Genomic DNA, 14191 nt, shown 5'->3' with positions numbered 1-14191 from the left:
ATGTCCTGGGCAGGTGCCCGTGACTGGATAATTTGGTTTCCATGCTATCCGCTGCCGGACCCGATACCCGCTTCTGTCAGGCGCGTCCGGGCAACCGTTTAAGCATCGGCCGCAGGAAGTCCTGCAGCTCCTCGACCCGAAGCGCGCGCAGGAGCAGCAGGTATACAGCGGCCATGACCAGTCCGACGACGGCGATGGTCACCATGGCGGTGGCGATGGACTGCCAGGCGAATCCGCCGTTGGCGTAACCGCCGAACAGCCACAGGACCGCTGCGCCCACCAACCCGGAGCCCAGTCCGGCATAACCGAGCCGGATGTAGGTATCCACGACGCGGCCCGCGCCGTAGTCGCCCAGCCGGCGGCGGGCAAAGTAGTGGGCAAGGACCGCCGAGACCACGTGGAACACCGTGAACAGCAGCGCCAGCGCGTAGACCACCAGGGTGGGATCGATCAACCAGGCGATCAGCACGGCCAGGACCACCGACGCGCCGGAGCAGATCGCCTGCATGATCAACGGCGTTTTGGCGTCTTCCTCCGCATAGAACACCCGGCCCAGGAAGAAGTAGATGCTCATGAAGGGCATGCCGGCCGCGAGGATGGTCAGCACCTGGCCCATCGACGCAGCGGAGGCCGCCGCGGTGGGGCCCGACCCGGCAAACAAGCGGGCCAGCGGGCCGGCCAGCACCACCACGGAGGCGGCCCCGAAGACGGTGGCGACGCCGATGGTGCGCAGCCCCGAGTTCACGGTATGCCGCACGTCGTCCACCGCCCCGCTCGATTGCTGGCGGGACAACTGGTTGAACAGCACCGTGGCCACCGAGAGGACGAAGACCGAATGCGGCAGCATGGCGATCAGTTGGGCGGTATTCAGGGCGTACTCGCCGGGGACCGAGGCGCCGGGCCCTGCCAGCTCGGCGCGCGCGGCCGTGGCGCCGGAGGCGATCGACCCGTAGAAGAGGTACGCGGTGTTGGCGATGACCATGGTGGCCAGGCTCCACATGGCCACCTTTCCGGTGGCGGCGAAGCCCATGCCGCGCCAGCCGAGCTTGAGCTTGAGGCCCATCCCCAGCCGTCCCAGCGGCCACAACAGGATCAGCGCCTGCAGCACGATGCCCAGCGTGGTGCCGCCGGCCAGCACCATTGTCTGGGCGCTGGTCCAAAGCTCCGGGTCGTCCTTGCCGGGCAGATACCGGCCGTACAGTGCGATGTACAGCGCCAGCGTGCCGATGGCGACGACGTTGTTCAGGGCGGGAGCCCACATGTACCAGCCGAACCGGCCGTGGGCGTTGAGCACCTGGCCCACCACGGCGTACAGCCCGTAGAAAAAGATCTGCGGCAGGCACCACACGGCGAAGACGGTGCCGAGTTCCAGCATGACCGGCGTCCAGCCGCGGGTCAGGGCGGAGATGATCGGCGCGGCCAGCAGTGTTGCCAGCAGCGCGATCCCGGCCAGCACCAGCAGCGTCAGGCTCAGCAGCCGGCTGACGAAGTCCGCCCCGCCGTCGCTCTTCTGGCTGGCCTTGATGATCTGCGGCACCAGCACCACGTTGAACACCCCGCCCGCCAGCAGCAGGTAGATGATGTTCGGGATGGTGTTGGCCTTCTCGAAGATGTCGCCCATCGTCGTGTTGGCGCCGATCGCGACCGCCAGCAAAGCGGTGCGGACAAACCCCAGAACGCGGGACACCATGGTCCCGGCCGCCATGATGGCACTGGACTTGGCTGTGCTGTGCTGCTGCACGGACGGGCTGGGGGAGGGGGTCTGGGTCTCGGACATCGTCCTCTATGTTCTCACCTGAAAACGGCCGAACCGCCGGATCCGGCCGGGGCTCAAAGGTGCCCGGGCAGGACTTCCCGGGCCAGGTCCACGATCCGCCGTTCGTTGGGGAAGGACAGCTTCCGGCCCAGCTCCGCCAGCGGAACCCAGGCCACGTCCACTGCCTCATGGTCCGGATCATTCTCGATGGTCAACAAGCCGCCGGTGGCCTCGAGCAGGAAGTGGTGCACGGTCTTGTGGACGCGGTGGCCGCTGACGGTGAACCAATAGTCGATGCTGCCCAGCGTGGCCAGCACGCGGCCCTTGATCCCTGTTTCTTCTTCGACTTCCCGGACGGCGGCCTCTTCGTTGGTCTCCCGGCCCTCGGGGTGGCCCTTGGGCAGGCACCACTCGAGCCGGCCGCCGCGGTTGAAGCGCGCGATGATGGCCACGTTCAGGTCCGGGGTCGACGTATCGACCACCACGCCGCCGGCCGAGATCTCCTCCACGGTGGGCAGGGAATGGTGTCCGGGCGCGGCGCTGCCCACTGACGCTGTCAGCGGGGTGCGCTTCGGGGCGCTCGGAACCGGGTGTGCCATGCAGTCCACTCTAACGATTTTTGTTACGGGCCGATGATGCCGGGGCCGAGCCGCGGGACTTTGTTAAACATCGCGCCCGGCATCTGGCACGCTTAAGTCACTATGGTTCACCTTTTTGGTTCGCAGTTCGCATCAGCACCCGGTTCCAACGTCCCGTCCCTGCCGTTGCCGGACGTCGTGATCGAACTGGGAGAACTGTTTGCGGCAGCGGGCCACGAACTCTCGCTGGTCGGCGGACCGGTGCGCGACCTGTTCCTGGGCCGGGTCTCCCCGGACCTCGATTTCACGACCGACGCCGATCCGGATGCCACCATCGCCGTCGTCGGGAAGTGGGCGGACAAGTTCTGGGAGATCGGCCGCGATTTCGGGACCATCGGCCTGCGCAAGGGCCAGCACATGATCGAGGTAACCACCTACCGGGCCGAGGCCTACGACCCGGATTCCCGCAAGCCCGTGGTGGCTTTCGGGACGTCCCTGGAGGACGACCTGTTCCGCCGCGACTTCACCATGAATGCGATGGCGCTGCGGCTGCCGTCGCTGGAACTGGTGGATCCGCATGGCGGCGTCAAGGACCTCCACGCGGGGGTGCTGCGCACCCCGGGCGCGCCGTCGGCGTCGTTCTCCGATGACCCCCTCCGGATGATGCGTGCCGCGCGGTTCGCCTCCCAGCTCAACGTGGACGTGGCACCCGAGGTGGAGGAGGCGATGACGGACATGGCCGCGCGGATCGAGATCATCTCCGCCGAACGCGTCCGCGACGAACTGACCAAGCTGATCAACGGCAAGGACCCGCGCGCCGGCGTGGACCTGCTGGTGGACACCGGCCTTGCGGATTACGTGCTGCCGGAGGTCGCGGCGCTGCGGCTGGAGATCGATGAGCACCACCGGCACAAGGACGTCTACCAGCACTCGCTCACCGTGTTGGAGCAGGCCTGCGCCTTGGAGACTGACGACGACGGCGCGGTGCCGGGTCCGGACTTCGTCCTGCGGTTCGCTGCCCTGATGCACGACGTCGGCAAGCCGGCTACCCGCCGATTCGAACCCTCCGGCGCGGTCAGCTTCCGCCACCACGACGTGGTGGGCTCCAAGCTCACCGCCAAGCGGATGAAGAAGCTGCGCTTCGACAACGAGACCATCAAGGCCGTCTCTCGGCTGGTGGAACTGCACATGCGCTTCTACGGCTACGGGGAGGCGGGCTGGACGGATTCGGCCGTGCGCCGCTACGTCAACGACGCCGGACCGCTGCTCGAGCGGCTGCACCGGCTGACCCGCTCCGACGTGACCACGCGGAACAAGCGCAAGGCGGAGCGGCTCGCCTTCGCCTACGACGACCTGGAGCAGCGGATCGCCACGCTGAAGGAGCAGGAGCAAATGGACGCCGTCCGGCCGGACCTGGACGGCGCCCAGATCATGGCGCTGCTCGGAATCCGGCCCGGCCCGCTGGTCGGCCGCGCCTACAAATTCCTGCTGGAAGAGCGGCTGGAGAACGGCCCGGCGGCGCAGGAAGAGGCAAAAGCGAAACTGCTGGCCTGGTGGCGAACGCAGCCGGAATACGCGGAGCAGGCATAGCCATGGTCGCGGCCGAACCGCATGATTTTCCGGTGTTGTGGCTGATGCGCCACGGCGAAACCGAGTGGTCGCGCGACCACCGGTACACCGGGTTGGCCGACCTTGAGCTGACTCCGGCCGGCGTCCAGCAGGCCCGCGACGCCGCGGCGAAGCTGGCGGGAGTCCGTTTCCACACCGTCTTGACCTCCCCCTTGGCGCGTGCCCGCCGGACGGCCGAACTGGCCGGCTACCCCGAAGCGGAGGTGGTGGCCGAAGCGCATGAATGGGACTACGGAGACTATGAAGGCCTCCAGAGCGCCGCCATCCGGGCCAAGGATCCCTCGTACCTGATCTGGACCCACGGCGTCCGCGGCGGCGAGTCGCTGCAAGAGGTGGCGGACCGGGCCGATCATGTGATCGCCAAGGTGCTGGACAGCACGGCCCCGCGTCCCACGCCGTCGTCCGAACCGCCAGGGCCCCGCCAGGTCTTGCTGGTGGCACACGGGCACTTCCTCCGCGTGCTTGCGGCCCGCTGGCTTGGCCTGGAACCCATCGAGGGCCGGCACTTCGTGCTGGATACCGCTGCCGTCTGCCGGCTGGGGTGGGACAAGAAGACGCCCGCGATTGCGGGTTGGAACCTCTAGCCGCTAACGGAGCATGGCCGGACGCCGCCAGTAGGTGAGGCTGCGCAGCAGCCACTCCAGCGGCCCGTACCGGAACCTCTTCACCCACCAGCCGCTGGCCAGCAGTTGCGCCACAAAGAGGAGCCCCGCCACCCCGAGCACCGCGGGCGGGGCCAACCGGCCGGTCAACGCCAGCCCGAAACCAGTGAAGACCAGGGCCATCAGCACGGACTGTCCCAGATAGTTGGTCAGCGCGAGGCGGCCTGCTGGAGCCAGCACGGCGCACAGGGCGCGTCCGGCCGCGGTGCGGAAGGACAGCAGCAGCACTCCGACGTAACCTGCCGTCAGCAGCGGCCCGGTCAACGTGGAAATGCCAAAGGCCACCACGGTCATCGCCGGACCGCCGACGCCGTGCTGCAACCACGCCTGCAGCGCAGAAGCGGCCAGCCCGGCCGGCAGCGCCGTGAAAGCCAGGCGGCGGAGCGTGCCTGGTGCGATGCCCCGCTCGAGCAGCCGTCCCTTGGCACACGCCAGGCCGAGGTAGAACGCGCCGAGGGCAATCGGGCCCTGGAGGAGCACGGCATTAGGCTGCGTCAGCGGATACAGCGACGCGTTCTGGGCCAGAACGTCGGCGGGAGAGCCGGCCAGCCCGAACGCCGGCGCGGCGCCCGCCGCGGCACTGCCGCCGAATGGCCCCGCGGCCGCCGCGATGAGTCCCAGCAACAGGACGAACACGCCCATGCAGCTGATGACCGCCACTCCGGCCGCGGCAGCGGCCCGCGCGGAGAGCGCGCGGGTGCGGAGCAACACCAGGCTCAGCAGGCCGTAGGCCAGGAGGATGTCCCCGTGGAACAGGAGCAGGCCGTGGAGCAGCCCGAGGACCACGAGGCCGGCCGCCCGGCGCACGGTCCTGACGACGACGCGCTGGCCGTCCGCCACGGCCGAAGCCCACTGCAGAACGAAGCTGTAGCCGAACAGGAACGAGAACAGGATGTAGAACTTGGCCTCGAACAGGAGGCTGACTGCGAAGCGGAGCGCGGTGTCCGCACCGGATTGGAACTTTGGGTTCGAGCCGCCGGTGACGGCATACGGGTCGGCGAAGTACCAGATGTTCACGCACAGGATGCCCAGCAGCGCGAAGGCCCGCAGGGCGTCAAGCTCGTCAACGCGGGCCGGGGACTTCGGGGCCGCAGGTCCGGTCGCGGGTCCCGGCGGAGCTCCAGTTTCCATGTCGTCGTCCCGTCCGGGGGGGGGTGCTCGCATCCGGGTCCAGTTTAGGGACCCTGCCTGGCCGCCGGAACGGGCGGCAAACCGGGCCAAGGCGGACGGAACGCGAACGAGGGGGTCGCGGAAAGGGGAAGCATCTCGTTGAGGGGAGGCGCCGCCGTCGTTATGCGGCGTGTTGCGGGCGACACGCCGGTTCAGCGGGAAAAAGATGAATAAGTTCCCGGGCGCGGCTAGGCAGAAGCAGGAGCAATCGGGTACGTTGGACGAGTCCGATTGAACTTTCTCAATCAGGAGCTTCAACTCGGACGTATCTATTGGCGCTATCAGGAAAGGGAGGTGGGAATCGTGAATATGACCAAGACGCCGGGCGGAGTGTTTAACTCCTTCGCCGCGCTCCGACGACCCGCCTCCGCCATTTCTGCGCAGTAGAACTTCGCTGATTGGGCCGGTTCAAGTCTTGAACCGCTGCCGTCTGTCAATCGCCGCACTTCTCTAGCTCCCCCGCGCGGAGGCCTCACCTTCCGCCTTGAGGACTTCGCTATGAGCACCCTTACCGCATTACCCGCTGCCGACGCGGCGACCCCCGCTGCTGCTTCGAGCACGGCCACCGGCCCCGCCCCGACAACGGCAACCCCCCTGGATACCGCCATGCGTCCTGCTCGAAATCCAACCCATTCCGGAGAGAACTCCGTCCATCCCAGAGAGGAACCCCTCATGAAACCGCTGGATGCAGCCGTGCTGCCGGCACCGGAACGATCCGTCCGTTCACCCGAGCCGGCGCAGGCCCGGGAAACGGAGCGGCGCGGCCACGGCGAGGTGATCACCGCCGGAAGCCTGCGCGGCCTTGATACCCGCGGCGACGGTCCCGGCGACGCCGGTGCCGTGAGCGGGGGTGCGGGCTTCGCCCTGCCGGCGCCGGACAGCTCGAAACGCTCCGCGGCAGCGGGCATGCCGAATTTCTTGGCCAGGCAGGAGGTGAATGCCATGATCCGCAAGCTCCGCCAGAGCGTCTCGCTGTGGGAACGAATACAGAACGTGGGTGTTGACGAACAGCGCTTGGAACAGGTGCGCGACGAATTGCTGTCGCACCGCCAGCTCATCCGCTGAGTTCCAGCCGGCAAGTGCAAATAAATACGCCGTCCTGTAGGGGACACATCCGCGAGGAGGATCCGATGAGTCGCATTGGACCCGATGTAGCTTCAGGCCCGCGCCCGGGTTGCTCCAGGCGCGGGCCTCGGCCTTTAAGCACCTCCGCCTTTAAGCGGTCGCCGCCGCTCCAGTGCCGTGGTGTTTCATTGAAGATCGGCCTTCCGGAGGTTGCGCCCCAGCGTCGTCTCAGTGGCGCCTGACCGTCGCCGGCTAGATGAAACGTTTTGCGTACGATCACTAAGTATGCTTATGGTGGGTTCATCGCAACCTGAGGAGGCAACATGATCGGTTTCATCATTGCAGGGCTGGTTATCGGAGCACTTGCCCGCCTTATCAAGCCCGGAAAGCAGAACCTGGGGCTCGTGGCCACGCTGCTGCTTGGCATAGTCGGAGCAGTCATCGGTGGTGTCATCGCAAACCTGCTGGGCACGGGCGACATCTTTGAACTGAACGTACTTGGATTCATCGTCGCCGTTATTGCCGCGGTACTTCTGATCGGTGTGGCAGAAAGCCTGTCCGGTCGGCGGGCCGTCCGCCGCTAACGGCTGCAGATAGACACGAAAATGGCCTGCCGCGCGATCGCGCGGCAGGCCATTTTTTTGATGCTCTGACCGAGAGCCGGACCAATCCAAGTGCTGCGGCGGTGCGCTGAGGTGGTTCCTGCCAGCTCACCAGGCCCCATTCCGCGGTTCGCCTACTCCCCCGAAGGGACCGGTGACGGCGGCCTTGATGGCTGATACGTTGGCTGTGGCGGTACTGCCGCCTGTATGGCCCATGTGAGGAAGAAGGACGACGATGTCTGCACCGGCTCCGCTGACCGACCTGGAGATTGCCCGCCGCGCCACTTTGCGGCCCATCACCGCCATTGCCGACGCCGCCGGCATCCCGGCGGAGGCTCTCGAGTTTTACGGCAGCTACAAGGCGAAGGTTGATCCCGCCAAGTTGGGGGATGGCCACAAGGAACCGCGCGGCCAGGTGGTCCTGGTGACGGCGATGTCGCCCACGCCGGCGGGTGAAGGCAAATCCACGCTCACGGTGGGCCTGGCCGACGCCCTGGCCAGGGCCGGGCACAAGACCATGGTGGCCATCCGTGAACCTTCCCTCGGCCCGATCCTGGGCATGAAGGGCGGGGCAACCGGCGGCGGCTATTCGCAGGTGCTCCCGATGGATGACATCAACCTGCATTTCACCGGGGACTTCCACGCCATCACCTCGGCGAACAACGCGTTGATGGCGCTGGTGGATAACCATATTTATCAGGGCAATGCGCTGGGCATCGACCCGCGCCGGCTGACGTTCCGGCGCGTCCTGGACATGAACGACCGGGCGCTTCGCCAGGTGGTGATCGGTCTGGGCGGGCCGACGCAGGGAGTGCCGCGGGAGGCGGGCTTCGATATCACCGTCGCCTCCGAGGTCATGGCGGTCTTCTGCCTCTCGTCCGACCTCGCCGACCTGAAAGCCCGGCTGTCCCGGATCACCGTCGGCTACACCTACGACCGCAAGCCGGTCACCGTGGCGGACCTGGGTGTGCAGGGCGCGCTTGCCATGCTGCTGAAAGACGCGATCAAGCCGAACCTGGTCCAGACCATCGCCGGCACGCCCGCCTTCGTGCACGGCGGCCCCTTCGCCAATATCGCCCACGGCTGCAACTCGCTGCTGGCCACGCAGACCGCCCGCCGGCTCGCCGACGTCGTCGTCACGGAAGCCGGGTTCGGGTCCGATCTGGGCGCCGAGAAGTTCATGGACATCAAGGCGCGCGCCGGCGGTTTCGCCCCGTCCGCCATCGTGGTGCTGGCCACCATCCGGGCGCTGAAGATGCACGGCGGCATCCCGAAGGAGCAGTTGAAGGAACCGAACCTGGAAGCCGTGCAGGCCGGCATCGCCAACCTGGAGCGCCACGTGGACAACGCGCTCAAATTCGGTGTCACGCCCGTGGTGGGCATCAACAAATTCACCACCGACAGCCCCGAAGAACTCGACTGGGTGCTGGACTGGTGCCGGCAGAAGGGTGTCGAGGCGGCCATTGCCGATGTCTGGGGCCAGGGCGGCGGCGGCCCCGGCGGCGACGCGCTGGCGGCGAAGGTGGCGGACGTCCTGCAGCAGCCGCAGTCGTTCTCCCCGTTGTACGACCTTGACCTGACCGTGGAGAAGAAGATCGAGACCATCGCCCAGCAGATCTACGGGGCGGACCACGTGGAGTTCACCAGCCCGGCGCGCAGGCGCTTGGCCGAGATCGAGGCGAACGGGTGGGGCAAACTTCCGGTGTGCATGGCCAAGACGCAGTATTCCTTCACCGACAACCCCGCGGTGCTCGGCGCCCCGAGCGGATTCAGCATCACGGTGCGCGACCTGATCCCGAAGACCGGGGCGGGTTTCATCGTGGCGCTGACCGGCGACGTCATGACCATGCCGGGCCTGCCGAAGGAACCGGCGGCCGGCCGGATGGACGTGGACGACGACGGCGTCATCACCGGACTCTTCTAGCCTGCGCCGCTGCGGCCTGGCTGCGGTGGCTGCGGCCTAGAACACCGCAGCATGGGAATCCGCAACGCAACCAGGGTCAGGGCGAAGGAGCAGGCCGTGGCCACCGAGAACTTCAGGAACAGGAGCGGCAGCGTCGGCTCGCGGTCCGGGAAGACGTGGAAGGTGAGCCACGTCAGAAACAGGTAGTGGCACAGGAACACGCCGAACGAGGCGTTGGACAGCTGGACGAGCAACCGGCCCAGCCAGCCCGGCGGCTGCCATCCGGCCAGCAGGTGGTACACGGCGGCAAAGATGCACAGCGCCGCCGCGGTGACACCGAGCCCCACGTAGCTGGACGGCGTGATGACGTTGAGCAGCGGCGTGGAATCCTGGTTGATCCAGTGCCAGATGTTGAAAACGGAGAGCACGGCGGCGGCGCCTCCCGCCGCCGCGGCGGCACCGCGCGGAAGGCGCACCTGGGTGAGCACCCAGCCGGCCATGAAGTACCCCAGGTAGGGAAACCACTGGGTCAGGATGTTCCAGGGGTACTGCCAGCCCCACTCGTACTGGATGCTGGCGGCTTGGAGGCTGAACAGCGCGAGGGTCAGGACCAGCACGCCGCCGGTTGCGGCGGCGGCCCGCCGTAGCCTCACCCGCTGCAGGTAGCGGGCAAGCGGCGGTGCCACCAGGTACAGGCCCAGGATCAGCCACAGGAAGTACAGGTGCGGGTACACGTGGGTGTCGAAGACGGACACCAGCACGGCGACCGGTTCGAGTTCGCGCCCGAGCATCAGGCGGCTGCCCAGGAAGATGTAGGCCAGGTGCCAGGCCACGAGGGCGGGCAGCAGCCGCAGGGCGCGTTTGCGGTAGAACGCCAGCGCGCCTTCCTTGTGCGTCCGCGGCGCCAGCACCAGGGCGCCGGAGATGATGACGAAGACCGGCACCACCCAGATGAAGGCTATGTCGATGATCGCCGCCCAGATCCAGTCCGGCTGGTGGCGGCGGTCGTCGTCGCCGGCCAGCTCGCCGAAGGAGTGGATGACAACCACGCCGACGATGCTGACGATGCGCAGGATGTCCAGCGCGTAGTTGCGGCGGCGGAGGGGGGTCGGTCCTCGGAGCTCCCCGGCGGGGGACAGGGAGGGGACGGCCATGAGCCCAATCTACCCGGAAGCCGCCGCCGGCTGGCAAAAGAAGAACCGGGGCCGGGCCCCATTGGGCCGGCCCCGGTTCTTGCGGTGCGTCTTAGCGGTCGGAGTCGCCGCGGATGAAGGCTTCGACCTTCGCGCGGGCGGTGTCGTCGTCGTACTGCTCCGGCGGGGACTTCATGAAGTAGCTGGACGCCGAGAGGATCGGTCCGCCGACCCCGCGGTCCAGGGCGATCTTGGCGGCACGGATGGCGTCGATGATCACGCCGGCCGAGTTGGGGGAGTCCCAGACCTCGAGCTTGTATTCAAGCGAGACGGGGGCGTCACCGAAGTTGCGGCCCTCCAGGCGGACGAACGCCCACTTGCGGTCATCCAGCCAGGACACGTAGTCCGAGGGGCCGATGTGCACGTCGTCGTCGCCGAGCACGGCCGAAGTGTTGGAGGTCACGGCCTGGGTCTTGGAGATCTTCTTGGATTCCAGGCGCTCGCGCTCGAGCATGTTCTTGAAGTCCATGTTGCCGCCGACGTTCAACTGGTAGGTGCGGTCCAGCACCACGCCGCGGTCTTCGAACAGCTTGGCCATCACGCGGTGGGTGATGGTGGCACCGATCTGGCTCTTGATGTCGTCGCCGACGATCGGAACCCCGGCCGCGGTGAACTTGTCGGCCCATTCCTGGGTGCCGGCGATGAAGACCGGAAGGGCGTTGACGAAGGCGACGCCGGCGTCGATGGCGCACTGCGCGTAGAACTTGGCGGCTTTCTCGGAGCCGACCGGCAGGTAGCAGACCATGACGTCCACCTCGGCCTTGCGCAAGGCAGCGACCACGTCCACGGGCTCGTAGTCGGACTCCACGATGGTCTCGCGGTAGTACTTGCCCAGGCCGTCCAGGGTGTGGCCGCGCTGGACCTTGACGCCGGTGGCCGGAACATCGGCGATCTTGATGGTGTTGTTCTCGCTGGCGCCGATAGCGTCGGCAAGGTCCAGCCCCACCTTCTTGCCGTCAACGTCGAACGCGGCGACGAACTGCACGTCGTCGACGTGGTAGGCGCCGAACTCAACGTGCATCAGTCCGGGGATCGTTGCGCTCGGGTCGGCGCCACGATAGTAGTGGACGCCCTGGACCAGCGAGGCCGCACAGTTTCCAACACCGACGATCGCTACCCGGATGGGGTTCTCTGCCACGGTTCTCCTTCGAAACACTTCTGTATGGCCGCCGCGCCGATGGCGGGCAGCCTATCCAGTCTACGCCGTGTTTCAACACATTGCCGGGCGCGTCCATTCCCGGGACGGTACGCCGCGCGGGTTAATCGCTCAGGCGGGCAGCCGCCGGGCGTTGCGCAGCCGCCGCACCAGCCTCAAGGCCGGCGCGGGCAGGACGGTGCGCAGCCTGGAGCGCAGCTTGCGCCGCTGCACCGCGGCCAGGCGATCCGGATCGGTCGAGAGCTTTCCGGCCCTGGCCCGTGCCGCGAAGTTGGCCAGCACTTCGTCCAGCCGCACCGACTGGGCGTGGAAGTAGTTGTCCCGCAACCAGCGCGGGTCGGGATGCCCGAACCGGCCGGCCACCAGGTCCTTCAGGTTGCCGACCAGCCCGGAACCGTCGAACACCTTGTTCAACATCTGCTCGGAGAGTCCAAAGTCGTCCAGGATGAGCACCGGCAGGCCGGCGTCGAGCGCTTCCAGGGCCGCGGTGGAGCTGACGGTCACCATGGCGGCTCCCGGGGTCAGCTGGTCCGACATGGGGCCGGTGCAGAACTGCAGTTCGTGCCCGCCCACCGCCCGAGCCGCCACCAATTCAGACCACAACTGGTCGAACGGGTACTGCTCGGTGTGCGTCTGCGGCTCGCCCGCCCAGGCCCGCAGCTTCACCCGCACCGACAACTCCGGCCGGCGCCTGGCCAACGCAGCAAGGGCCTGCAGGATGGCCACGCGCTGCTCCCGCTCCACCGGAACCTTGGCCTGCGGCGCGAACACCACCGAAGCCAGCGGCGTCTGCTGTGGCTCCGGACGCCCGGCCGAGGCCAGGAACGGCAGCCGTGACACCAGGATCCGCTGCGGCAGCCCCATGGCGTCGGCCAAGTCGCTGAACGCCCGGCACTCGGCGTGGCTGTGGGTGATGAACGCGTCCCCGAGCGCGCGGTAGTTCAGCGCCTTGCGGGTGGCCGGGAACGCCACTCCCGGCAGCGCGGACACCAGGGCGGGCCGCCGCGGCATCCGGGACGCCTGGGTGAAGATCTCTTCCACGATGGGCCCGGTGGCTGCAGCCAGCACGACGTCGGCGCCGGCCAGTGCGGCCCGCAGGCCCGAGGCGGGAATCACCCGCGGCGCCTTGCCGGCCAGGAAGGTCCCGGCGGTGGCTGCCTGGGTCTGCTCCAAGGTCGGAAGGATGGGGGAGCGCACCAGCAGCACCTCGCGCTCCCACCCGGCGCCGACGGACTCCAGCGTGGCGCAGGCGAACTTCAGGTAGGAGTCGCTGTCGGCGACTGCCAGCAGACGGAACGGCTGGGCCGGGTGCTGCCCGTCGGCGGCGGGCGCGGCGGGATGCCGCGGCTCGGGGGTCATTCCTTGCCTCCGTCCCGCAGGGAGCTGCTCAGGTGCCGGCGCAGTTCTTCCGTCGTCCCGGGCAGCCACCAGTCGTCCGGTACCGGTTGCCCCTTCAGCGGCACGCCGGAAGGGGCCAGGATCAGGCGCAGCGAGGCCAGCACCGTGGAGGGCAGGGCCCGGACCGCCTGCCCGGGCCGGAGGCCGCGCAGGCGCATTTCCACCGGAATGGTGTGTTCCTTGACGTGGATCAGCGGATGCTCCGCCAAGGCGCCGAGCAGTTCCGGCTGTTCGCGGCGGTGCGGGAAATACGCCACCGGGCCGTCCTCGGTCAGCGACCGCACCCACGCCAGGTAGGGCTCCGCCCGGATCAGCCCGTCGGCGGGCATCGCCGAACCCACCACGATGGTCGGCTCACTGATGTTCTCGGTGACAGGCTGGGTGCCCAGCCACTCGAAGCGGTGCCGTTCCAAATGCCCGCCGAGGGCCCGGAACTTCTTCTCCACCGACGGCTCCACGGTCAAGGCCGTGAATACCAGCAGCCGGCCCTGGCCGGCCATCCTGCGCAGGGTCCACCAGGTGGCCAGGCCCAGCGCCTTGCGGCGGGTGGTCGGCACCGCGCGCGGCCGGATCAGCGGGACTGGCCTCACGCTGACGAGCATGTGCAGCAGGCTCAGCGTCGCCAGACCGTCGTCCACGATGACCAGTTCGTCCGCGCCCACGCCGCGCAACAGTTCCGCCTGGACCTTGCCGGAGTAGGCGTCGCCGGTGACCCAGCGGTCGAGCTTTTTGTTGCGCCCCGCCGGGAGGGCGGCCGACGGCGGCGCGAACCGGACGCCGCTGGGCACCTGTTCCATCAGCGACTGCAGGGTGCTGTCCATGCCGACGGCATCGCTGCGCGGGTAGATGAGCGTGTCCCGGCCGAGCAGGCCGGCACCGTGTGCCTCGACGGCGCTGAGCAACTGCAACGGCGACTCGGCCCAAACTGCGGCCCGGCCAAAACGCGGGCGCACCAGTTCGCTCCGGCGCCCGCGCTGCGTCTTGGACCCGACGGGTGGGCGGGTCGGATGACCCTCCGCCGCCGGTCCCAGCTGGGGAAGGAAGGCCGCGGTGATCACTGTTTGCGTCATGGCGCCGGC

The 14191-nt window shown here is 68.0% G+C and carries 12 protein-coding genes; 5 read left to right on the top strand and 7 right to left on the bottom strand.

The genetic code is table 11. The features are described from left to right. Positions 1–76 precede the first annotated feature (76 nt). Together murJ and AC5RVZ_RS08780 are read right to left on the bottom strand one after the other, a co-directional pair. Positions 77–1777 (bottom strand): murein biosynthesis integral membrane protein MurJ, encoded by a 1701-nt coding sequence (gene murJ / locus AC5RVZ_RS08785; protein WP_494065362.1) that lies wholly within the window; start codon positions 1775–1777, stop codon positions 77–79. A gap of 53 nt (positions 1778–1830) precedes the next feature. Next, complete coding sequence (locus AC5RVZ_RS08780) at positions 1831–2355, bottom strand: NUDIX hydrolase (RefSeq protein ID WP_493978228.1); 525 nt, start codon at positions 2353–2355, stop codon at positions 1831–1833. 102 nt (positions 2356–2457) lie between these two features. Here AC5RVZ_RS08780 and AC5RVZ_RS08775 point away from each other — a divergent pair, with 102 nt between their 5' ends. Further along, positions 2458–3924: a CCA tRNA nucleotidyltransferase gene (locus AC5RVZ_RS08775; RefSeq protein ID WP_494065361.1), complete on the top strand. Its 1467-nt coding sequence runs from the start codon at positions 2458–2460 to the stop codon at positions 3922–3924. Between the two features lie 2 nt (positions 3925–3926). Beyond that, entirely contained in the window at positions 3927–4547 is a 621-nt protein-coding gene (locus AC5RVZ_RS08770; RefSeq protein ID WP_494065360.1) for a histidine phosphatase family protein, read from the top strand. Positions 4548–4550: 3 nt separating this feature from the next. On the opposite strand, the gene AC5RVZ_RS08765 is transcribed toward AC5RVZ_RS08770, so the two are convergent. After that, the gene (locus AC5RVZ_RS08765) at positions 4551–5789 is read right to left on the bottom strand and encodes a DUF418 domain-containing protein (protein ID WP_494065359.1); all 1239 of its coding nucleotides are present in this window, start codon (positions 5787–5789) and stop codon (positions 4551–4553) included. Between the two features lie 504 nt (positions 5790–6293). Here AC5RVZ_RS08765 and AC5RVZ_RS08760 point away from each other — a divergent pair. From AC5RVZ_RS08760 to AC5RVZ_RS08750, 3 genes are all read left to right on the top strand, one after another. Next, on the top strand, positions 6294–6860 hold the full coding sequence (locus AC5RVZ_RS08760; protein ID WP_494065358.1) for a hypothetical protein: 567 nt from the start codon (positions 6294–6296) through the stop codon (positions 6858–6860). Positions 6861–7183: 323 nt separating this feature from the next. Beyond that, positions 7184–7444 carry a GlsB/YeaQ/YmgE family stress response membrane protein gene (locus AC5RVZ_RS08755; RefSeq protein ID WP_494065357.1) on the top strand — a complete coding sequence of 87 codons (261 nt, stop codon included), beginning with the start codon at positions 7184–7186 and terminating at the stop codon, positions 7442–7444. A 253-nt stretch (positions 7445–7697) separates the two neighbouring features. Next, positions 7698–9386 (top strand): formate--tetrahydrofolate ligase, encoded by a 1689-nt coding sequence (locus AC5RVZ_RS08750; RefSeq protein ID WP_494065356.1) that lies wholly within the window; start codon positions 7698–7700, stop codon positions 9384–9386. Here AC5RVZ_RS08750 and AC5RVZ_RS08745 read toward each other — a convergent pair. From AC5RVZ_RS08745 to AC5RVZ_RS08730, 4 genes are all read right to left on the bottom strand, one after another. Beyond that, positions 9383–10519: an acyltransferase gene (locus AC5RVZ_RS08745; protein WP_494065355.1), complete on the bottom strand. Its 1137-nt coding sequence runs from the start codon at positions 10517–10519 to the stop codon at positions 9383–9385. The genes AC5RVZ_RS08750 and AC5RVZ_RS08745 overlap by 4 nt on opposite strands. A 91-nt stretch (positions 10520–10610) precedes the next feature. After that, positions 10611–11696 (bottom strand): inositol-3-phosphate synthase, encoded by a 1086-nt coding sequence (locus AC5RVZ_RS08740; protein WP_494065354.1) that lies wholly within the window; start codon positions 11694–11696, stop codon positions 10611–10613. Between the two features lie 129 nt (positions 11697–11825). After that, positions 11826–13073, bottom strand: coding sequence for a DUF6716 putative glycosyltransferase (locus tag AC5RVZ_RS08735; RefSeq protein ID WP_494065353.1), 1248 nt, complete (start codon positions 13071–13073; stop codon positions 11826–11828). Next, the gene (locus AC5RVZ_RS08730; protein ID WP_494065352.1) at positions 13070–14182 is read right to left on the bottom strand and encodes a hypothetical protein; all 1113 of its coding nucleotides are present in this window, start codon (positions 14180–14182) and stop codon (positions 13070–13072) included. Before AC5RVZ_RS08730 ends, AC5RVZ_RS08735 begins: the two co-directional genes overlap by 4 nt. Positions 14183–14191 lie beyond the last annotated feature (9 nt).

Source organism: Arthrobacter sp. Cza30, assembly GCF_059090765.1.
Note: the sequence above shows the minus strand (reverse complement) of the source record. Positions and strands in the feature narration are given on the sequence as shown.

Coding starts and splice junctions, on each gene's coding strand:
- murJ (WP_494065362.1), bottom strand. CDS start 1,777: ATGTCCGAGACCCAGACCCCCTCCCCCAGCCCGTCCGTGCAGCAGCAC.
- AC5RVZ_RS08780 (WP_493978228.1), bottom strand. CDS start 2,355: ATGGCACACCCGGTTCCGAGCGCCCCGAAGCGCACCCCGCTGACAGCG.
- AC5RVZ_RS08775 (WP_494065361.1), top strand. CDS start 2,458: ATGGTTCACCTTTTTGGTTCGCAGTTCGCATCAGCACCCGGTTCCAAC.
- AC5RVZ_RS08770 (WP_494065360.1), top strand. CDS start 3,927: ATGGTCGCGGCCGAACCGCATGATTTTCCGGTGTTGTGGCTGATGCGC.
- AC5RVZ_RS08765 (WP_494065359.1), bottom strand. CDS start 5,789: ATGCGAGCACCCCCCCCCGGACGGGACGACGACATGGAAACTGGAGCT.
- AC5RVZ_RS08760 (WP_494065358.1), top strand. CDS start 6,294: ATGAGCACCCTTACCGCATTACCCGCTGCCGACGCGGCGACCCCCGCT.
- AC5RVZ_RS08755 (WP_494065357.1), top strand. CDS start 7,184: ATGATCGGTTTCATCATTGCAGGGCTGGTTATCGGAGCACTTGCCCGC.
- AC5RVZ_RS08750 (WP_494065356.1), top strand. CDS start 7,698: ATGTCTGCACCGGCTCCGCTGACCGACCTGGAGATTGCCCGCCGCGCC.
- AC5RVZ_RS08745 (WP_494065355.1), bottom strand. CDS start 10,519: ATGGCCGTCCCCTCCCTGTCCCCCGCCGGGGAGCTCCGAGGACCGACC.
- AC5RVZ_RS08735 (WP_494065353.1), bottom strand. CDS start 13,073: ATGACCCCCGAGCCGCGGCATCCCGCCGCGCCCGCCGCCGACGGGCAG.
- AC5RVZ_RS08730 (WP_494065352.1), bottom strand. CDS start 14,182: ATGACGCAAACAGTGATCACCGCGGCCTTCCTTCCCCAGCTGGGACCG.